This is a genomic window from Caulobacter sp. NIBR2454 (genome assembly GCF_027474405.1).
Classification (GTDB): domain Bacteria; phylum Pseudomonadota; class Alphaproteobacteria; order Caulobacterales; family Caulobacteraceae; genus Caulobacter.
This window is the reverse complement of sequence record NZ_CP114871.1, coordinates 853,542-869,647: the sequence shown is the minus strand read 5'-3', so window position 1 is coordinate 869,647 and position 16,106 is coordinate 853,542. Positions and strand designations below refer to the sequence as shown.

14 protein-coding genes and 1 tRNA gene are annotated in these 16,106 nt (G+C 67.0%); 4 read left to right on the top strand and 11 right to left on the bottom strand.

What is annotated here, in order from left to right:
• Nucleotide 1: 1 nt before the first annotated feature.
• The 3 genes from secE to O5K31_RS04290 form a co-directional block, all read right to left on the bottom strand.
• Nucleotides 2-316: a preprotein translocase subunit SecE gene (gene secE / locus O5K31_RS04300; protein ID WP_269716089.1), complete on the bottom strand. Its 315-nt coding sequence runs from the start codon at nucleotides 314-316 to the stop codon at nucleotides 2-4.
• Nucleotides 317-389: 73 nt separating this feature from the next.
• Nucleotides 390-465: transfer RNA gene (locus O5K31_RS04295), tRNA-Trp, on the bottom strand.
• Nucleotides 466-900: 435 nt separating this feature from the next.
• Nucleotides 901-1,302, bottom strand: a complete 402-nt coding sequence (locus O5K31_RS04290; RefSeq protein WP_269716088.1) for a hypothetical protein — start codon at nucleotides 1,300-1,302, stop codon at nucleotides 901-903.
• A 260-nt stretch (nucleotides 1,303-1,562) separates the two neighbouring features.
• On the opposite strand from O5K31_RS04290, the gene O5K31_RS04285 reads away from it, so the two are divergent.
• The 3 genes from O5K31_RS04285 (at nucleotide 1,563) to O5K31_RS04275 (ending at nucleotide 5,597) form a co-directional block, all read left to right on the top strand.
• Nucleotides 1,563-2,396, top strand: coding sequence for a ferredoxin--NADP reductase (locus O5K31_RS04285; protein WP_269716087.1), 834 nt, complete (start codon nucleotides 1,563-1,565; stop codon nucleotides 2,394-2,396).
• Entirely contained in the window at nucleotides 2,368-3,630 is a 1,263-nt protein-coding gene (locus O5K31_RS04280) for a molybdopterin molybdotransferase MoeA (RefSeq protein ID WP_269716086.1), read from the top strand. The genes O5K31_RS04285 and O5K31_RS04280 overlap by 29 nt, the downstream gene beginning before the upstream one ends.
• A 104-nt stretch (nucleotides 3,631-3,734) precedes the next feature.
• Nucleotides 3,735-5,597 (top strand): polysaccharide biosynthesis protein, encoded by a 1,863-nt coding sequence (locus O5K31_RS04275; protein WP_269716085.1) that lies wholly within the window; start codon nucleotides 3,735-3,737, stop codon nucleotides 5,595-5,597.
• A 4-nt stretch (nucleotides 5,598-5,601) separates the two neighbouring features.
• Here O5K31_RS04275 and O5K31_RS04270 read toward each other — a convergent pair whose 3' ends face one another.
• The 3 genes from O5K31_RS04270 to O5K31_RS04260 are packed head-to-tail and all read right to left on the bottom strand — an operon-like array spanning nucleotide 5,602 to nucleotide 11,025.
• The gene (locus tag O5K31_RS04270; protein ID WP_269716084.1) at nucleotides 5,602-8,805 is read right to left on the bottom strand and encodes an error-prone DNA polymerase; all 3,204 of its coding nucleotides are present in this window, start codon (nucleotides 8,803-8,805) and stop codon (nucleotides 5,602-5,604) included.
• Nucleotides 8,802-10,334, bottom strand: coding sequence for a Y-family DNA polymerase (locus O5K31_RS04265; RefSeq protein ID WP_269716083.1), 1,533 nt, complete (start codon nucleotides 10,332-10,334; stop codon nucleotides 8,802-8,804). Before O5K31_RS04265 ends, O5K31_RS04270 begins: the two co-directional genes overlap by 4 nt.
• A complete protein-coding gene (locus O5K31_RS04260) occupies nucleotides 10,258-11,025 on the bottom strand; it encodes an ImuA family protein (RefSeq protein ID WP_269716082.1) in 768 nt (255 codons plus the stop codon). Before O5K31_RS04260 ends, O5K31_RS04265 begins: the two co-directional genes overlap by 77 nt.
• Before the next feature lie 146 nt (nucleotides 11,026-11,171).
• On the opposite strand from O5K31_RS04260, the gene O5K31_RS04255 reads away from it, so the two are divergent.
• Nucleotides 11,172-11,909, top strand: coding sequence for a hypothetical protein (locus tag O5K31_RS04255; RefSeq protein WP_269716081.1), 738 nt, complete (start codon nucleotides 11,172-11,174; stop codon nucleotides 11,907-11,909).
• Here the strand turns inward: O5K31_RS04255 and O5K31_RS04250 are convergent.
• The 5 genes from O5K31_RS04250 to O5K31_RS04230 all read right to left on the bottom strand — a co-directional run bounded on the left by O5K31_RS04250 (nucleotide 11,906) and on the right by O5K31_RS04230 (nucleotide 16,055).
• Nucleotides 11,906-12,265 carry a hypothetical protein gene (locus O5K31_RS04250; protein WP_269716080.1) on the bottom strand — a complete coding sequence of 120 codons (360 nt, stop codon included), beginning with the start codon at nucleotides 12,263-12,265 and terminating at the stop codon, nucleotides 11,906-11,908. The two genes, O5K31_RS04255 and O5K31_RS04250, sit on opposite strands and share 4 nt — an antisense overlap.
• Before the next feature lie 4 nt (nucleotides 12,266-12,269).
• The gene (gene serA / locus O5K31_RS04245; RefSeq protein WP_269716079.1) at nucleotides 12,270-13,850 is read right to left on the bottom strand and encodes a phosphoglycerate dehydrogenase; all 1,581 of its coding nucleotides are present in this window, start codon (nucleotides 13,848-13,850) and stop codon (nucleotides 12,270-12,272) included.
• Nucleotides 13,851-13,946: 96 nt separating this feature from the next.
• A complete protein-coding gene (locus tag O5K31_RS04240; protein ID WP_269716078.1) occupies nucleotides 13,947-15,131 on the bottom strand; it encodes a phosphoserine transaminase in 1,185 nt (394 codons plus the stop codon).
• 112 nt (nucleotides 15,132-15,243) lie between these two features.
• Entirely contained in the window at nucleotides 15,244-15,582 is a 339-nt protein-coding gene (locus O5K31_RS04235; RefSeq protein ID WP_269716077.1) for a hypothetical protein, read from the bottom strand.
• A 137-nt stretch (nucleotides 15,583-15,719) separates the two neighbouring features.
• On the bottom strand, nucleotides 15,720-16,055 hold the full coding sequence (locus O5K31_RS04230) for a hypothetical protein (RefSeq protein WP_269716998.1): 336 nt from the start codon (nucleotides 16,053-16,055) through the stop codon (nucleotides 15,720-15,722).
• Nucleotides 16,056-16,106: the final 51 nt, after the last annotated feature.

Here is a 16,106-nt window from a genome sequence, read left to right as displayed (position 1 = left end):
CTTATCCTGCGTTCACCAGGGCGAGGATCTGCGACACGCCGGTGCGCAGAATCCAATCGACCACAAAGAAGAAGATCGAGGTCATCACCACCATGATGAAAACCATCACCGAGGTGATCCAGGTCTCCTTGCGGGAGGTCCAGGTGATCTTGCGGCCTTCGGCGCGAACCTGCTCGAAGAACTGCAGCGGGCTGACACGCTTTTTCGGCGCCTCGGCCTTCAGCGCGGAGGCCTGACCAGCAGGAGCCATCGCCGCCGCCGTCTTGGCGGCGCGGGCCTTCATCGCTGACGGGCTCGATCCCGGTTTCCTGGCCATTAGCGGCTCGCGACCTTCTAGTACTGACATGACCGGCTGCGCGCGGGGCGTAGCCGGCTCTTCATATAGGTAGTGGCAGGAGTGGAGGGACTCGAACCCCCGGCCCTCGGTTTTGGAGACCGATGCTCTACCAGCTGAGCTACACTCCTAGACGTCGGCTTTCACCGCAGTCCTCCGGACAATGAACAGCGCGCCGGAAAGCGGTTCAGCCTTCCGGCGCGCTCGGCTCATTCGCCGGAGCCGGCTCGTTTAGCAGCGACATGGACGCGGAGCAAGGGGAACGGACCCGCGCCGAAGACAGATTGGCGCACGGATCGAAGGGCGTTGCAGGCGCGTTTTGGAGACAGCTTCCCCTGTACCAGGAAACCACCATGGGCTCGCCCACGACAAACCAAGACCGTCCGTCCGATCGGGAGACGGAGAATGAGAACCTAAAGCCTGGCCGCGACGGCGAGCCGCCTCGCCCGGCGAGCGAGCCTGCTGGATCCAAGTCCAGCCAGAACAGCGGCGAGACCGCCACCGATCCTGGATCAGGCGAAGCAACGCCCGGCGCGTGAACGCCGGGCCGCTTCTCCAAGGTGGGCTTAAGGGGCGGTCGTTTCGGTCGCCGCCGCCACGGTGGTCGGCGCTGACGCCGAGCAGCGCAGGCTCAGATATTCCCACTTCACGTCCGTCAGGACCTTGCCGCAGTCGGATGCCTGGCCGTTGTCCATTCCCGTTACAGCGACGCTGACGCCCTTCGACGGGTCTGGAGCGGGTGAAGCTGAGGTGACGTCATACATGACGCCGCCCGGCCCACGGACCGCCACGCAGACGGCGCCGGTCGAGGCGTTGGTCGCCGGCCGTGCGCAGCCGGAAATGTTGACAGCTTTACCCGCGACGGCCGCGACCTGGGTCTGGGACCCAGTTCCGGCGTTTCCGCAGGCTGACAAGGCAAGGATCGAAAACGCGGCGACAGCCGCGCCCTTAAACAACGCTACGCGCATCCATCCCTCCGTATATTTTACGCTCTCTGGTGGAGCAAAGACGACTGTGCGCCTCACCTTTGGAGTCGGCAACGGATATTTTGACGTTACCGGCAAAGCTGAACAGCAATTTTTGACAACCTGGACAATTCACAAGTCTGGACGCGCCAAGTTGACATCCGGGGCCTGCGCATCACATGAGGGGTGCGCCGCCTGAAGGGCCGTAGGCGGCGACCCTAGGACACGTTCGCCTTTGATGGCGCGAAGGAACCTTACCGGCCATGACCGACGCGGCTTTGCAGACCTCCCCCGCTCCTGCCCCGACCGGCGCGCACCATGTCGAGACCGTGCTTTGGGTGAAGCACTGGACCGACCGGCTATTCAGCTTCGCCATCACACGGCCGGCCTCGCTGCGCTTCCGCTCGGGCGAGTTCGTTATGATCGGCCTGCCGCCGCGCCCCGAGCTGGGCGAGGCCAAACCGATCCTGCGGGCCTACTCCATAGCGTCGCCCTGCTTCGCCGAGGAACTGGAGTTCTTCTCGATCAAGGTCCCCGATGGCCCGCTGACCTCGCGTCTGCAGCAGATCAAGGAAGGCGACCAGATCCTGCTGGGCAAGAAGCCGACCGGCACCCTGGTGTTGGACGCCGTCAAGCCGGGCAAGCGCCTGTTTCTCTTTGGCACCGGCACAGGCCTGGCGCCCTGGCTTTCCGTCGCCCGCGACCCCGACGCCTATTCGCGCTTTGAACAGGTGATCGTCGCTCACGGCGTGCGCGAGGTCGAGGAACTGGCCTATCGCGACTTCTTCACCAGCGAGATTCACGAAGACCCGCTGGTCGGCGACGAGGCCAAGACCCAGCTCGTCTACTACCCGTCCGTCACCCGCGAGGCCTTCGAGCGAACGGGCCGCTTCACCACTCTGGTGGAGAGCGGCCAGCTGTTCAGCGAACTGGGCCTGCCGGGCGGCAAGTTCGATCCCGAGCAGGATCGGGCGATGCTTTGCGGCTCCATGGCCATGATCAAGGACCTTGCCGCCCTGCTGGAGAGTCACGGGATGAAGGAAGGCTCCAACGCCGAGCCGGGGGACTATGTCCTCGAACGCGCCTTCGTCGGCTGACCCCAAAAACCTGACCGTCGAAGAGGCGCGCCGCCGCATGCTGGCGCGGGCCCATCCGCTCGCGCCCGAAACGGTCTCGCTCGATCAGGCCGCGGGGCGTGTGCTCGCCGCTGACGTGGCGGCTGGTCGCGACCAGCCGCCCTTCGACGCCTCGGCCATGGATGGTTGGGCGGTGCGGAACGCCGACCTGAACGGCGGAGCCCTGCGCATCGTCGGCGAAAGCGCCGCCGGTCACGGCTATCCTACAACCCTGCAGGCGGGCGAGGCCGTCCGCATTTTCACCGGCGCCCCTGTGCCCGCCGGCGCCGACCGCGTGGTGATTCAGGAGGAGGCAAGCCGCGACGGCGACCTGCTGACGCCGAAAGGCGCGGCGGACGCCCCCGCCTATGTCCGCCCGCGCGGCGGCGACTTCCAGGCCGGCGATGTGCTGCTGCACAAGGGCGATGTTCTGACGCCCTGGCGACTGGCGCTGGCCGCTGCGGCTGGCCGCGACGCCCTGACCGTAGCCCGCCGTCCGCGCATCGCTATCCTGACCGGCGGCGACGAGGTCGTCGCTCCTGGCGGCGAGCCCGGCCCCTGGCAGATTTTCGACTCGGGCTCGGCGGGCCTGCTGGCTCTGGCCCGCCAATGGGGCGCGGAGGCGCGAGGCTATCCCCTCATCGGCGACGACGCTGACGCCATAGTCGCTCAAGTCATCGAAATCACCGCTCCAGTCACCGCCCCTGTCGCCGAATTCTCCCCCGACCTCATCGTCCTGATGGGGGGCGCTTCGGTAGGCGATCACGACCTGGCCAAGCCCGCCCTGGCCCGCCTTGGTCTTCAGCTGGATGTGGAGACGGTGAAGGTCCGCCCAGGCAAGCCGACCTGGTTTGGCAAGCTGGCGGACGGGCGTCTTGTGTTGGGCCTTCCCGGCAATCCGGCGTCGGCCTTTGTCTGCGCTGAGCTATTCCTGCGCCCGCTGATCCAGACCCTCCTGGGCGCCACGCCGGGGCCAGACATGGTCGCCGCGGTGCTTGCCGAACCTCTGCCCGCCAACGGTCCACGCGAACATTGGATGCGCGCTCGGCTGGAACCGGGAGACGACGGCGTGCTACGCGTTCGCCCCTTCTCCGATCAGGAATCGTCGCTGGTCACGATCTTCGCCCAGGCTGACGCCCTGCTGGTTCGGCCTGTGAGCGCGCCCGCTGCAACTATCGGAGAGGTCGCTCAGGCGCTTCTCCTGAAGCGCGTGTAAAGTAATTACTTTACACAAAAGCGAGACGGCGAACAAAACGCATGCTAATCCATAACCCGAGTCCGCGAGCCGCGGGCGGGACGGCATAGGTTCGGGAGCACGGCGTGGGTCGAGCGGGTAAGTTCGCAGTTCATGTCTTCCTGGCGTTCCTGGCGGCCTTCGTATCCTGCGCCATCTGCGTCGGCGGGACCTGGCCGGTGCCGGCCATCTTCGCCTCCGCCCTCGGATTCGCCGCCTGCGCCGCCGCTGTCGAGCTGGTCATTCAGATCGAGCGTGCGCCGTGGCGATTCGTTGCCCTAGGCGACATTCTGCGTCTGGCGCGCTCCTCCGCCCTGTCCATGAGCCTGTTCACCTTCGTGGTCTGGGCGACGCCGGTCGGCCTGCCCGGCGGCTGGCGCTCGGCGCTGCTGACCCTGATGGTCTACCCTGGCTTCCTCGCCGCCTTGCGCATCATGCGCCGCGCCGCGCACGAAGGCTCGCTGATCGAGGTGTTCACCGGCGGCCATATCGCCACCCGCGCGCCGCTGCTGATCGTCGGCGAGGCGCACGAGGCCGACGCCTTCCTGCGCGCGCCCACCACCACCCTTGGCCAGACCTACGCTCCCATCGGCGTCGTCTCACCTACCGCCAAGGAGATCGGCGAGGAGTTCCGCGGCGTCTGCGTCCTGGGCGACGTGGCCCAGTTCGACGATGTTCTGATGCGCCTGCGCGAGAGCAACCTGTCGCCGGCCGCCATACTGTTCCTGTCCCATCCCGCCAGCCTCCCCGGGCTTGGCCCCGAACGCCTGGGCCGCCTGAAGAGCGAAGGCGTGCGTCTGCTGCGCCAGCCGGGCGTGGTTGAGTTCGCAAAGGGGCCGTCTGTGGCTGGCCTGCGCGAGATTAGCCTGGAAGAACTGCTGGCCCGCACGCCCGTGCAACTGGACATGAGCGCCGCCCGCGAACTGGTGGCCGGCAAGCGCGTGCTGGTGACCGGGGCCGGCGGCTCCATCGGTTCGGAAATCTGCCGTCAGGTGGCCGGGTGCGAGCCCGCCAGCCTGACCATGCTCGACTCCTCGGAAGGCGCCCTGTTCCAGATCGGCCGCGAAATCGCCGAAGCCTGGCCCGGCCTGACCCAGAACGAGGTGCTTTGCGACATCCGTGATCGCGCCCGCCTGTCGACCTGGTTCGCACAGGCGCAGCCGCAAATCGTTTTCCACGCAGCCGCCCTCAAGCATGTGCCGCTGGTGGAATCCCATCCTTGCGAAGGCGTGCTGACCAATGTGTTCGGCACCCGCAACGTGGTCGAGGCGGCGCGCGCTGTCAGCGCCGACCACATGGTGATGATCTCGACCGACAAGGCCGTGGACCCGTCCAGCGTCATGGGCGCCACAAAGCGCATGGCCGAGACCTTGGTGCGCACCAGCGCCGGCCCGACCCGCTTCAGCGTCGTGCGCTTCGGCAATGTCCTGGGCTCCGCAGGCTCGGTTGCGACGGTGTTCCAGCACCAGATCGAACGAGGCGGGCCGGTGACCATCACCGACCTGGACGTCGAACGCTATTTCATGACCATCCCCGAAGCCGTGAAGCTGGTCCTGCGCGCCGCCGCCTTGTCGGCGACCGCCGCCGAACCGGAGTCCGGAGTTCTGACTCTGGAGATGGGCGAACCGGTGAAGATCGTCGATCTCGCCCGGCGGATGATCGAGCTCAACGGCCTGGTCCCTGACCGCGACATCGAGATCCAGGTGGTCGGCCTGCGCCCCGGCGAGAAACTGAGCGAAGAGTTGGTCGATATCGGTGAAGTCGCCCGCGCCCGCGCGCCCGGCATCCTCGAAGCCGTGCCCGGCGCGCCGCTGACCGCCCTGGCCGAAACCGACCTCGCCGCACTTGAGGCCCAGGCCCGACAGGGTGACGCCGCCGCCGTGCGCGCCACCCTTTTCCGGATCGTCGAGCAGACCCGCCAGCTGACGGCCGCCCGCCGCGCCAGCTGAGCGGCTAGTGGAAGTCGCGGCTGCGGATCAGGCGGCCGGTGACGCGAGAGCGGACGAGAATCTCTTCACCCGGCTCCTGCTTCAATTCCGACAGCCAGGCCGACAGGTCGGTGAAGCCATCCGCCACCACATGGATGACGCCGCTCTCGCTCTGAATCTTTCCATGGATCGCCAGGAAGCCTGAGGTCATCACGGTGCGCCGATTGGCCACGAACAGCCGCTGCCAGACCACCGCGTTCATGGGACCGGTCTCGTCCTCCAGGGTCAGGAAGGTGACGTTCTTGGCCGTGCCCGGCCGCTGTCGGATCAGCACCAGCCCCGCGACCGTCACCTTGGCGCCGTCTTTCAGGTCCTTCAGCGTCCCCGCCGGCGTACAGCCCATCCGCCGCATCCGCTCGCGGAAGAAGGCCAGGGGATGCTCCTTCAGAGACAGGCTGGTGGTGCGGTAATCCTCGGCCACATGCTGTGCGCCGCTCATAGCCGGCAGGGCGGCGGCGGTCTCAAACAGCGGCAAGCCCGCCAGCAAAGGCGTCTCGCGCGCGGCCTTGATCTCCGGCGCCAGGCCTTTGACCGCCCATAGCGCGGCGCGGCGGTCCATGCCGATGGAGCGGCAGGCGTCCGCCTCGGCTAGCAGTTCGAGCGTGCGGCGAGACAGGCCGGCGGCGACGAAGTCGGCCAAGGTGCTCGCGCCTTCAACCCGGGCCTTCATCAGCAGCAGGGCTTCCTTGTCCTTGATCCCCTTGACCTGCCGCAAGCCCAAGCGGACGGCCTTCAACCGACTGTCCGGGTCAGTCGCCGGCTCCAGGGTGCAGTCCCAGTCACTGGCCAGGATGTCGGGCGGTCTTACCTCGACCTTGCCATTGTCCCTCGCGTCGCGGACGAGCTGGGCGGGTTGATAGAACCCCATGGGCTGGCTGTTGATCAGGGCCGCGCAGAAGACGTCCGGCCAGACGCATTTGATCCAGGCCGAAGCGTAGACCAGCAGGGCGAAGCTGACCGCATGGCTCTCCGGGAAGCCGTAGGAGCCAAACCCCTCGATCTGCTTGAAACAGCGCTGGGCGAAGTCGAGCTCATAGCCCCGGCGCGTCATGCCGCCGATGAAGTTCTCCTTGTGGACGCCGAGATCCCCCTGGCTCTTGAAGGTGGCCATGCAGCGTCGGAGTTGGTTGGCTTCCGCCTCCGAGAACTTGGCCGCCTCAATAGCCAGGCGCATAGCCTGCTCCTGGAAGAGCGGCACGCCCATGGTCTTTTTGAGGATCGACTCCAACTCGTCCGGCTCGCCATGCTCCGGCGAGGGCTTGGGGTAACTAACCGGCTCTAGTCCTTGTCTGCGCTTCAAATAGGGATGGACCATGTTCCCCTGGATCGGACCGGGCCGCACGATCGCCACCTGGATGGCGAGGTCGTAGAAATTCTCCGGCCGCAGGCGCGGCAACATCGACATCTGGGCCCGGCTCTCCACCTGGAAGACCCCCACGGAGTCCGCCTTCTGCAGCATAGCGTAGACCTCCGGCGCCTCCTGCGGGATTTCAGCCAGATCCTTGATCGGCAGGCCATGGTCCTTCTGCAGCATGCGGAAGGCGCGCTTGATGGCGGTCAGCATGCCCAAGGCCAGGATGTCGACCTTCATCAGGCCGACCTCGTCAATGTCGTCCTTGTCCCATTCGATGAACGTCCGGTCCTTCATGGCCGCGTTGCCGATGGGCACGGTCTCGTCCAACCGCCGCTTGGTCAGTACATAACCGCCTACGTGCTGCGACAGGTGGCGGGGGAATTTCAGCAGCTCCGTCGCCAAGGCCACGGCCCGCTGGATCTCCAGATTGTCAGGATCGAGCCCGGCTTGGCGGATATGCTCCTTTGGCAGGCCATCACCCCAGCTGCCCCACACCGTGTTGGCCAGGGCCGCGGTGATGTCCTCGGTCAGACCCAGCGCCTTGCCCACCTGGCGGATGGCGCTGCGGGGACGGTAGTGGATGACGGTGGCGCAGATCGCCGCCCGGTGGCGACCGTAGCGCTCATAGACATACTGCATCACCTCCTCGCGCCGCTCGTGTTCGAAGTCGACGTCGATATCCGGCGGCTCGCCCCGCTCCTCGGACAGGAAGCGGGCGAAGAGCAGGTCCTGGTTAGGCTTTGTCGGATCGACCGCAGTGACGCCCAGACAGAAGCAGACCGATGAGTTGGCGGCCGACCCCCGCCCCTGGCACAGGATTGGATCGGGCCGCGACCGCGCCCACTGGACGATGTCATTCACCGTCAGGAAATAGTCCGGGACCTTCAGCTTCTTGATCAGCGTCAACTCCTTGTGGAGCAGGTCGCGAACCTTGTCAGGAATAACCCCGCCATAGCGCGCCTTGGCGCCGTCCCAAGACAGCTTGGTCAGGTGGCGGATGGCCGTGGAGCCCGGCGGCACCGGCTCGTCCGGGTATTCATATCGCAGCTGCTTCAGGTCAAATCCGATCCGCTCCACGATCTCGGCCGAACGCTCCACCGCTTCCGGCCAGCGGGCGAACAGGCGGGCCATCTCGGCCGGCGGCTTCATATGGCGCTCGGCGTTGGCCTCCAGCCGAAAGCCCGCCTCCTGGATCGTGCAGTTGTGGTGGATACAGGTCAGGACGTCCTGCAAGGGCCGCCGCTCTGGCCCGTGGTAGAGCACGTCGCCCGTGGCCGTCATCGGCGCGCGGTGCGTCTTCGCCAGCTCTCCCAGATGCGACAGCCGCTTGATGTCCTGGGCGGCGTAGAGGCGGCTGGCGGCGATCCACAGCCGGCCGCGCAATTCACCCGCCATCATCGCCAGATCGCGTTCGAAAGCCTGGTCCAGAACCGGGGGCGGCACGGCCAAGACCAGTTGCCCCTCGGAATGCTCCAGGAAGTCCGTCCAGGTCAGATGGCAGTCGCCCTTCTTCGCCCGCCGTTGGCCGACGGTGAGCAGGCGGGTCAACCGGCCGAACGCCTCCCGGTCAGAGGGATAGACCAGCAGGCTGGGCGTGCCGTCCATGAAGTCGAGCCGGCAGCCGGTCAGGGCGCGGACCTTCATGTCCTTGGCCTTGCTCCAGGCGCGCACCACCCCGGCCAGGCTGTTGCGGTCGGTGATCCCCACGGCCTCCATACCCAGCGCCTCGGCGGCGATGACCAACTCACCGGGGTGCGAGGCCCCGCGCAGGAAGGAGTAGTTGCTCGTCGTCTGGAGTTCGGCGTAGCGCGTCATGCGAACAGGCCGTGCAGCCACCAGCGCGGCAGTTCTTCGCCGCCGTAGAGGCCGGCGCGGAAGATCCAGAAACGCGCGCCGGCTGCGTCCTCGACCCGGTAGTAGTCGCGCACCCGATCGCTGCTGACCTGATCCAGCGGCCGCCGCCACCATTCGTCGCCGATGCGTTCTGGGCCTTCGGCGCAGGTGACCAGATGCGTGCGACCGCGCCACTGGAATTTCGAGGGCGGGTTGTCGGGCAGCAGGGCCATGGCCTCGATGGGCTCGGGCTGGCGAAACAGGCGCACCGGGCGAGGCTTGCCCGGGTCCCAGCGCTCCGGCAGGTCGGACAGGGCCGGGCCGCGCTTCACAGCACGCTCCGGCACGTGGCTCTGCACCGGCAGACTGCGGAACACCCTCCCCTCGCCCAAGCGCGCGGTCAGGCGGTCGACCAGGGCGGCGACACCCTCCTGGGCTAGAGCCTCGGCGTCGTCGTCCAGCCGCACCTGCCGCTCGGCCAGGGTCTCGACCTCTTCGGCGCACAGGGTCGCGACCTCGATGCCGAAGCCGGGATCGACCTCGCCCAACTTGGGCTTGAGCAGGCGGGCAATGGGCGCCGGCGTGCGGCCCGGACGCGACAGGCCGGCGGTCAGGCTATACGCACGGCCATCCAGGCGATGGAAAGTCAGAACAAACCGCCGCGCGCCCTGTCCTCGTGCGTTCAGGCGCTCGGCCATGGCGGCCAGGATGTCGTCGGTGACCCGCTCCAGGTCCTCCAGGGCGCTGATCGGCTCGGCGAAGGCGAGACGCTCGAACCACGGCGTCGGGGGACGGCGGAAAGCGAGGGCCTCCTCCAGTCCGCCCAAGGCCTGATCCAGGCGCAACATCAGTCCCATGCCGAACCGGCGGGCCAGACCCGCGCGTGGCTGGTCAAGGATGCGTCCCACCTTGGTCAGGCCCAGGCGCGGCAACTGGGCGGCGGCGGTGTCGTCCAGGCGCAGGGCGGCGATGGGCAGGGGCCGCAGGAAGGCCGCCTGCTCCGCCGGCGGAATGACCACCACTCGTTTGCCCCCGAACCGCGCCAGGGCCCAGGCCGCCCCGGCGGTGTCGGCGACCGCGGCGCGCGCGGGAATGGTGTTGACCGCCAGACGCGTGACCAGGTCGGCCGCCATGGCCGCCTCATCGCCCCACAAGTGCGAGACTCCCGTGATGTCCAAGAACAGGCCGTCCAGGCCGTCCGTCGCCACGGCGGGGGAGAAGCGCACGCACCAGTCGCACAGCGCCTCCAGGGCCGCCGCGTCGCCGGTGGGGTCGTAATCGGCGGAATGCAGTTCGGGGACCAGGGCCGAGGCGTCGGCCGCTTTCTGCCCCGCGAACAGGCCCAGGGCGCTGGCCGTCTCGTCCACCGCCGCCAGTCGTCGCGTCCCGGCTTCGGACTGGATCAAGGCGAAGGGCTTGGCCGCGCCGCCGTCCTCAAGCCCGCTGGCGTTCTTGCGCCGCCACGTCGTGATTGGCCAGTTCGGGCACCACAGCGAAAGGATGCGCGCCATCTTCGTCCTCCTTCTGCTGCAAAAGCCACTCACCGGACCGACCGCCCCGGCAGCGTTCCAGGGCGACCCGCCAGCGCGGCGCGCCCAGCCCCCAGGGCTCCGGTTCACAGGGCGCCGCGCCGATCCGCCAGCGGGTGGCCGAGGCCGAGCCCGATGGCTCCGCCCTGCCCCGCGATGGTCCGCCGAACGGTTTGCGGCGCAGGACAAAGCCGGTGGCTCCCCGCCGCTCGCAGGCCAGTTGCAGACGTCGCCCGGCCCGCAGGTCGGGAGCCTCGACCTCGCCCACCGCAGCCGCCACGCCCACCGAGCCCAGGGCGTCCTCCAGCGCCGCCAGGGCCTCGGCTTCGTCGCGGACGCAGACCTGGATCAGGCGGTCGACTGGAAAGCCCAGAGAGGCGAGGCCTGGCGCATGCAGGTCGTCACGCCGCATCACCCAGACCACTTCACCCTTAGCGGCCAAGGCCCCGACCATCAGGGCGGTGAACCCCGCCGCGCAGGCGGCGGTCTCGGTCTCTAGCCCCTCACCCGCCACCTCGTGCCAACGACCCAGCGGCAGGCCGCCTTGGGGAAAGCACCCGTCGATACGGGGATCGCCGAAGGACAGAACGGGACTCAGAGTCCGAGTCCCCGCCTCCAGGGCGGCGATCTGGCCCTTCAAGACCGAAAGCCGCGCGGCGCGCGAACCAGACATGTGGTCGATCCCGTGCTTTATGTTCTACTTTTGTTCTAATAACAGTGAAGCCGGGAGTCCAGTTTCATCTCGCGTGGCGACGTCGCGTCGCAGCCCGGCGCAGGTGTGCGAGACTGCTGGCAGATTCTGATTCTCCGAGCCCCTGCATGAAGCCCGCGATCATCTTCCAGCCCGGCATGGTGGGCGACATCTTCTTCATCCAGAAGATCGCCAAGGCCTACGCCGCCGAGGGCCGACGGGTGATCATGCCGGTGCTGCAAAAGCATGCCTGGGTCTATGACGCCCTGGTCATGCCGGACAACATCGAGACGCCGATCCTGGAGGAGCCGTTCGATTTCCGGGACGAGGTGATGTTCCTCTCGGACAAGATCGCCCTGACCCCGATCGAAGGACCGAACTACACCTACCTGTCGCTGTTCTTCAGCTGGCGCTATGCGCCCAAGCTGACGATGGAGCTGAAGTACAAGGTCGCCGGGATCGAGTTCGACGACTGGGCCGATCACGTCGAACTGCGCCGCGACCTGGCCAAGGAAGAAGCGCTGTTCCGCCATCTCGGCCTGGACGACGGCGCGCCCTACGCCCTGATCAACGAAAACTGCTCAAGCCGCATGATCCCCTTCCCGCACCGCGCGCCAGAGAAGGAGGTGCGCCTGCAACAGGTCGAGGGCTACAGCCTGTTCGACTGGTGTACGGTGATCGAGCGGGCGGCGCGGATCGCCTCCGTCGACACCTCCCTGGTGCTGCTGGTCGAGGTGCTGAAGATCCGCGACAAGCCCCTGCACGTGGTGTCACGCTACGAGCCGCCAAGCTTCCGCGAACTGGAGAACATCCTGAAGCTGGACTGGCGCTTCTACTTCCTCGCCGAGCACCTGGCCTACGCCTAGGCCGGCAGCTTCCTACGCAGGGCGACGGCGACGGCCACGCCGATCACGGCGCCGATCCCGACAGCGTCGGCCAGCATATCAGCCCACTCGGCGTCACGGTCGAAGAGCGGCAGCGACTGCAGGATCTCGATCAGCCCGCCGAAGCCCAGCATCAGCACGGCCACTCGCCACAGCTTCATCTTCGGGAAGGCCAGCAGAGCCATCCCGGTCAGGACGAAAAAGGTCCCGCCATGCAGGGCCTTGTCCCACGGAACGAGCGAGCCGGGCCCGCCAGGCGGGCTGAGCGCCTGCCAGACAGTGAAGCAGCAGGCGGCCGCGAACAGCGCTTTGAACAGGATCGCGGCCGCCTTCCACATGGGCTTAGAACCGCAGGGCCCGGGCTTCCTTGACGTGCGGCAGGGCCTGGATCTTGGCCAGCAGCGCGTCGTCAGGTGCCTGATCCACGCCCACCAGGGCGATAGCGTCGTCGCCGGCGCCTACGCGACCAAGGTTGAAGGTGGCGATATTGACGCCCGCCTCGCCCAGCAGACCGCCCAGCGCGCCGATGAAGCCCGGCTTGTCCAGGTTGTTGACGTAGAGCATGGCCGGCGAGAAAGCCGCGTCCAGCTCCATGCCCTTCACCTCGACGATGCGCGGGGCGCCGCCGACCACGATGCCGGCGAAGCCGCGCTTGCCCTTCTCGGTGGTGATAGTGATGCGCATCAGGCTGTCATAGGTGGGGCTGACCTCCTGGCGGCTTTCGGAGACGGTGATGCCGCGCTCCTTGGCCACAGCCGGAGCCGAGACCATGTTGATCTCCGCCAGCATCGGCTTGAGAATTCCCGACAGAGCCGCCGAGGTCATCGGCTTGACGTTTAGGGCCGCCACGTCGCCCTCATAGGCGATGTCGATGGCCTTGATGCCGAAGTCGACCATCTGGCCGGCCAGGGCGCCGATCTTCTCGGCCAGGGCTACGTAAGGCTTCAGCTTCGGCGCTTCTTCCGCCGTAATCGACGGGCTGTTCAGGGCGTTGGTGACGGCGCCCGTCAGCAGGTAGTCGCTCATCTGTTCGGCGACCTGCAGGGCGACGTTCTCCTGCGCCTCGTTGGTGCTGGCGCCCAGGTGCGGGGTGGCCACGACCTTGTCCGAACCGAACAGCGGATTTTCCTTGGCCGGCTCGGTGACGAACACGTCGAAGGCGGCGCCGCCCACATGACCGTCGTCCAGCAGCTTGCGCAGGGCCACCTCGTCCACCAGACCGCCGCGGGCGCAGTTGACGATCAGCACGCCCTTCTTGGTCTTGGCCAGGTTTTCGGCCGACAGGATGTTGCGGGTCTTATCGGTCAGCGGGGTGTGCAGGGTGATGACGTCGGCCCGGGCCAGCAGCTCGTCCAGCTCGACCTTCTCGACGCCGATCTCCACAGCGCGCTCCGGCGACAGGAAGGGGTCATAGGCCACGACCTTCATCTTCAGGCCCAGGGCGCGGTCGGCGACGATGCCGCCGATGTTGCCGGCGCCGATCAGGCCGAGCGTCTTGGCGTAGAGCTCCACGCCCATGAAGCGGTTCTTCTCCCACTTCCCGGCCTGGGTGCTGGCGTCGGCGGCGGGCAGTTGGCGGGCCAGGGCGAACATCATGGCGATGGCGTGCTCGGCCGTGGTGATCGAGTTGCCGAACGGGGTGTTCATCACCACCACGCCCTTGGCGGTGGCGGCGGGGATGTCGACGTTGTCGACGCCGATGCCGGCGCGGGCGATGACCTGCAGCTTGTTGGCGGCGGCGATCACGTCCTTGTCGAGCTTGGCGCCCGAGCGGATGGCGATGCCGTCATAGTCGCCGATCACGGCGATCAGCTCGTCTTTGGACAGGCCGGTCTTGATGTCGAAATCAACACCGCGGTTCTTGAAGATATCGACAGCGGCGGGGCTCAGCTTGTCAGCGATGAGAACGCGGGGAGCGGTCATGGAAGTCTCCGAAATTCGGGGGCGCGAGGCGCCGTCTCTGCGGGCGCGGCACGGCCGTGAAGGGGAAGTCGGCCGGGGTCCCGCCCCGGCCGGAAATCAGGCGGCTTGAAGCTCGGCCGCGACCGTGGCGAAGGCCCAGTCGAGCCAGGGCGTGAGCGCCTCCACGTCGGAGGTCTCCACCGTGGCGCCGCACCAGATGCGCAGGCCTGCCGGGGCGTCGCGATAGCCGCCGATGTCGAGGGCCGCGCCTTCCTTCTCCAGGACGGTGGCCAGCTTCTTGGCGAAGTCAGCTTGGGCGTCATCGGAGAGGGCGGCGACCTTGGGGTCCACCACCTTCAGGCACACCGAGGTGTTGGAGCGGATCGAGGCGTCTTCGGCCAGGAAGTCGACCCACGGGGTCTTGGCTACCCAGCGGGTCAGGGCCGCCAGGTTCTCGTCCGCGCGACGCTGCATCTCCTGCAGGCCGCCGATGGCCGAGGCCCATTTCAGGGCGTCGATGGCGTCCTCGACGCAGAGCATCGAGGGGGTGTTGATGGTCGCGCCTTCGAAGATGTCGAGGCTGACCTTGCCGCCCTTGGTCATGCGGAACAGCTTCGGCATCGGCCAGGCGGGGGCGTAGCTCTCCAGGCGGGCGACGGCGCGCGGGCCGAGGATCAGGACGCCGTGCGCACCCTCCCCGCCCAAAGCCTTCTGCCAGGAGAAGGTGACCACATCGAGCTTGGCCCAATCGAGCTTCTGGGCGAAGGCGGCGCTGGTGGCGTCGCAGATGGTGATGCCTTCACGGTCGGCCGAAATGAAGTCGGCGTTGGGCACGCGCACGCCCGAGGTCGTGCCGTTCCAAGTGAAGACCAGATCCGCGTCAGGGCGGACCTTCGAGGTGTCGGGCAGCTTGCCATACGGGGCGTCCAACACCTCCACGTTCGGCAGCTTCAGTTGTTTGGTGACGTCCGTGACCCAGTCCTTGCCGAAGGATTCGAAGGCCAGCAGCTGCACCGGGCGCGCGCCCAGCATCGACCACATCGCCATCTCGACGGCGCCGGTGTCCGACCCGGGAACGATGCCGATCAGATAGTCCGCCGGAACCTCGAGCACCTCACGGGTGCGGTCGATGGCTTCCTTCAGACGCGCCTTGCCCGGCTTGGAGCGGTGCGACCGGCCAAGGACGGCGTTGGTCAGATTTTCGGGGGCCCAGCCCGGGCGCTTGGCGCAGGGGCCGGAAGAGAATTCGGGGCGCGCGGGGCGCACAGCCGGTTTCGCCGCGGGTGCGGTCGTAGTCGTCATAACGATGTCTCCCATCCTTACAGATGAGCAGCGCTCCGTTGGGAGAGCGTGGCCCGCCGCCGAAGAACCGCATATCGGCCCGACGCGCAAGGAGAGATTTTCTGGAGAGGCGTTACGCCACCCTGCGACGCATAGCGCCGAACGTGCCGACAATGATGGCGACGAGGATCGCGATGGTGACGAGGTTGTTGACCAGGGAATAGGTCAGGTCGTGCTCGCGTTCGCCCACGAAATAGTAGGCGTGAAGACTGAACTGGATGCCCTGTAACAGCATGGCGGCGCCCAACCAGGCGCGGCCATATCGCATGGCCAGAAAGAGCAGAGCCACGGCCAGGATTCCATCCAGCGCCAGCAGCGCCGTGGGCACCCCGCCGGAGGGGAAGAGCCCATGCACCGCCCAGGCTAGAACACCCCCGGTGAGAATCGCGAGACTTCCGTACCGTTCCGCCATCCCACCCTTCGTCAAAGCGAAGAGAACCACGGCCAGAAGGACGAGCCACAGGACAACAATCGAAAGCACTGGCGACATCCCTGAACCCTAGCTCAAGTCTAGGGTTCAGGGGGTTAAAGTCCCGCAATGTTGTCCGGTCAGCCGACCTGACGACGCCCTTCGCGGACCGGTGCGGCCGAGGCTTCCTTCATCTCGAAGCCAGCCATCTTGGTGCGGATGCCCAGACGAAGCTTGGTTTCGCCGAGGACGCCATGCGCCTCCACCATCGCCGTGCGGGCCGCGCCGAGAGCGCTGATCGCCTCGACGAGCTTGGCGCAGGCCTGATCCCCCACCGTGGCCGACGCCCCAAGGTCCTTACGGGCCTTGAGCATTTCCGCCATCATTTCCGATGCTTCGAGCATCGCCGCGTCGATAGCGTTTTCGGTCGCGAACAACTTGTTCGCCACCCGTTGTGCCACGAATGCTTTTTCCACGTCCGCCTCCGTTGTTGAGCGCGAAGCAGATGGTAAATGAAATCTTAACGT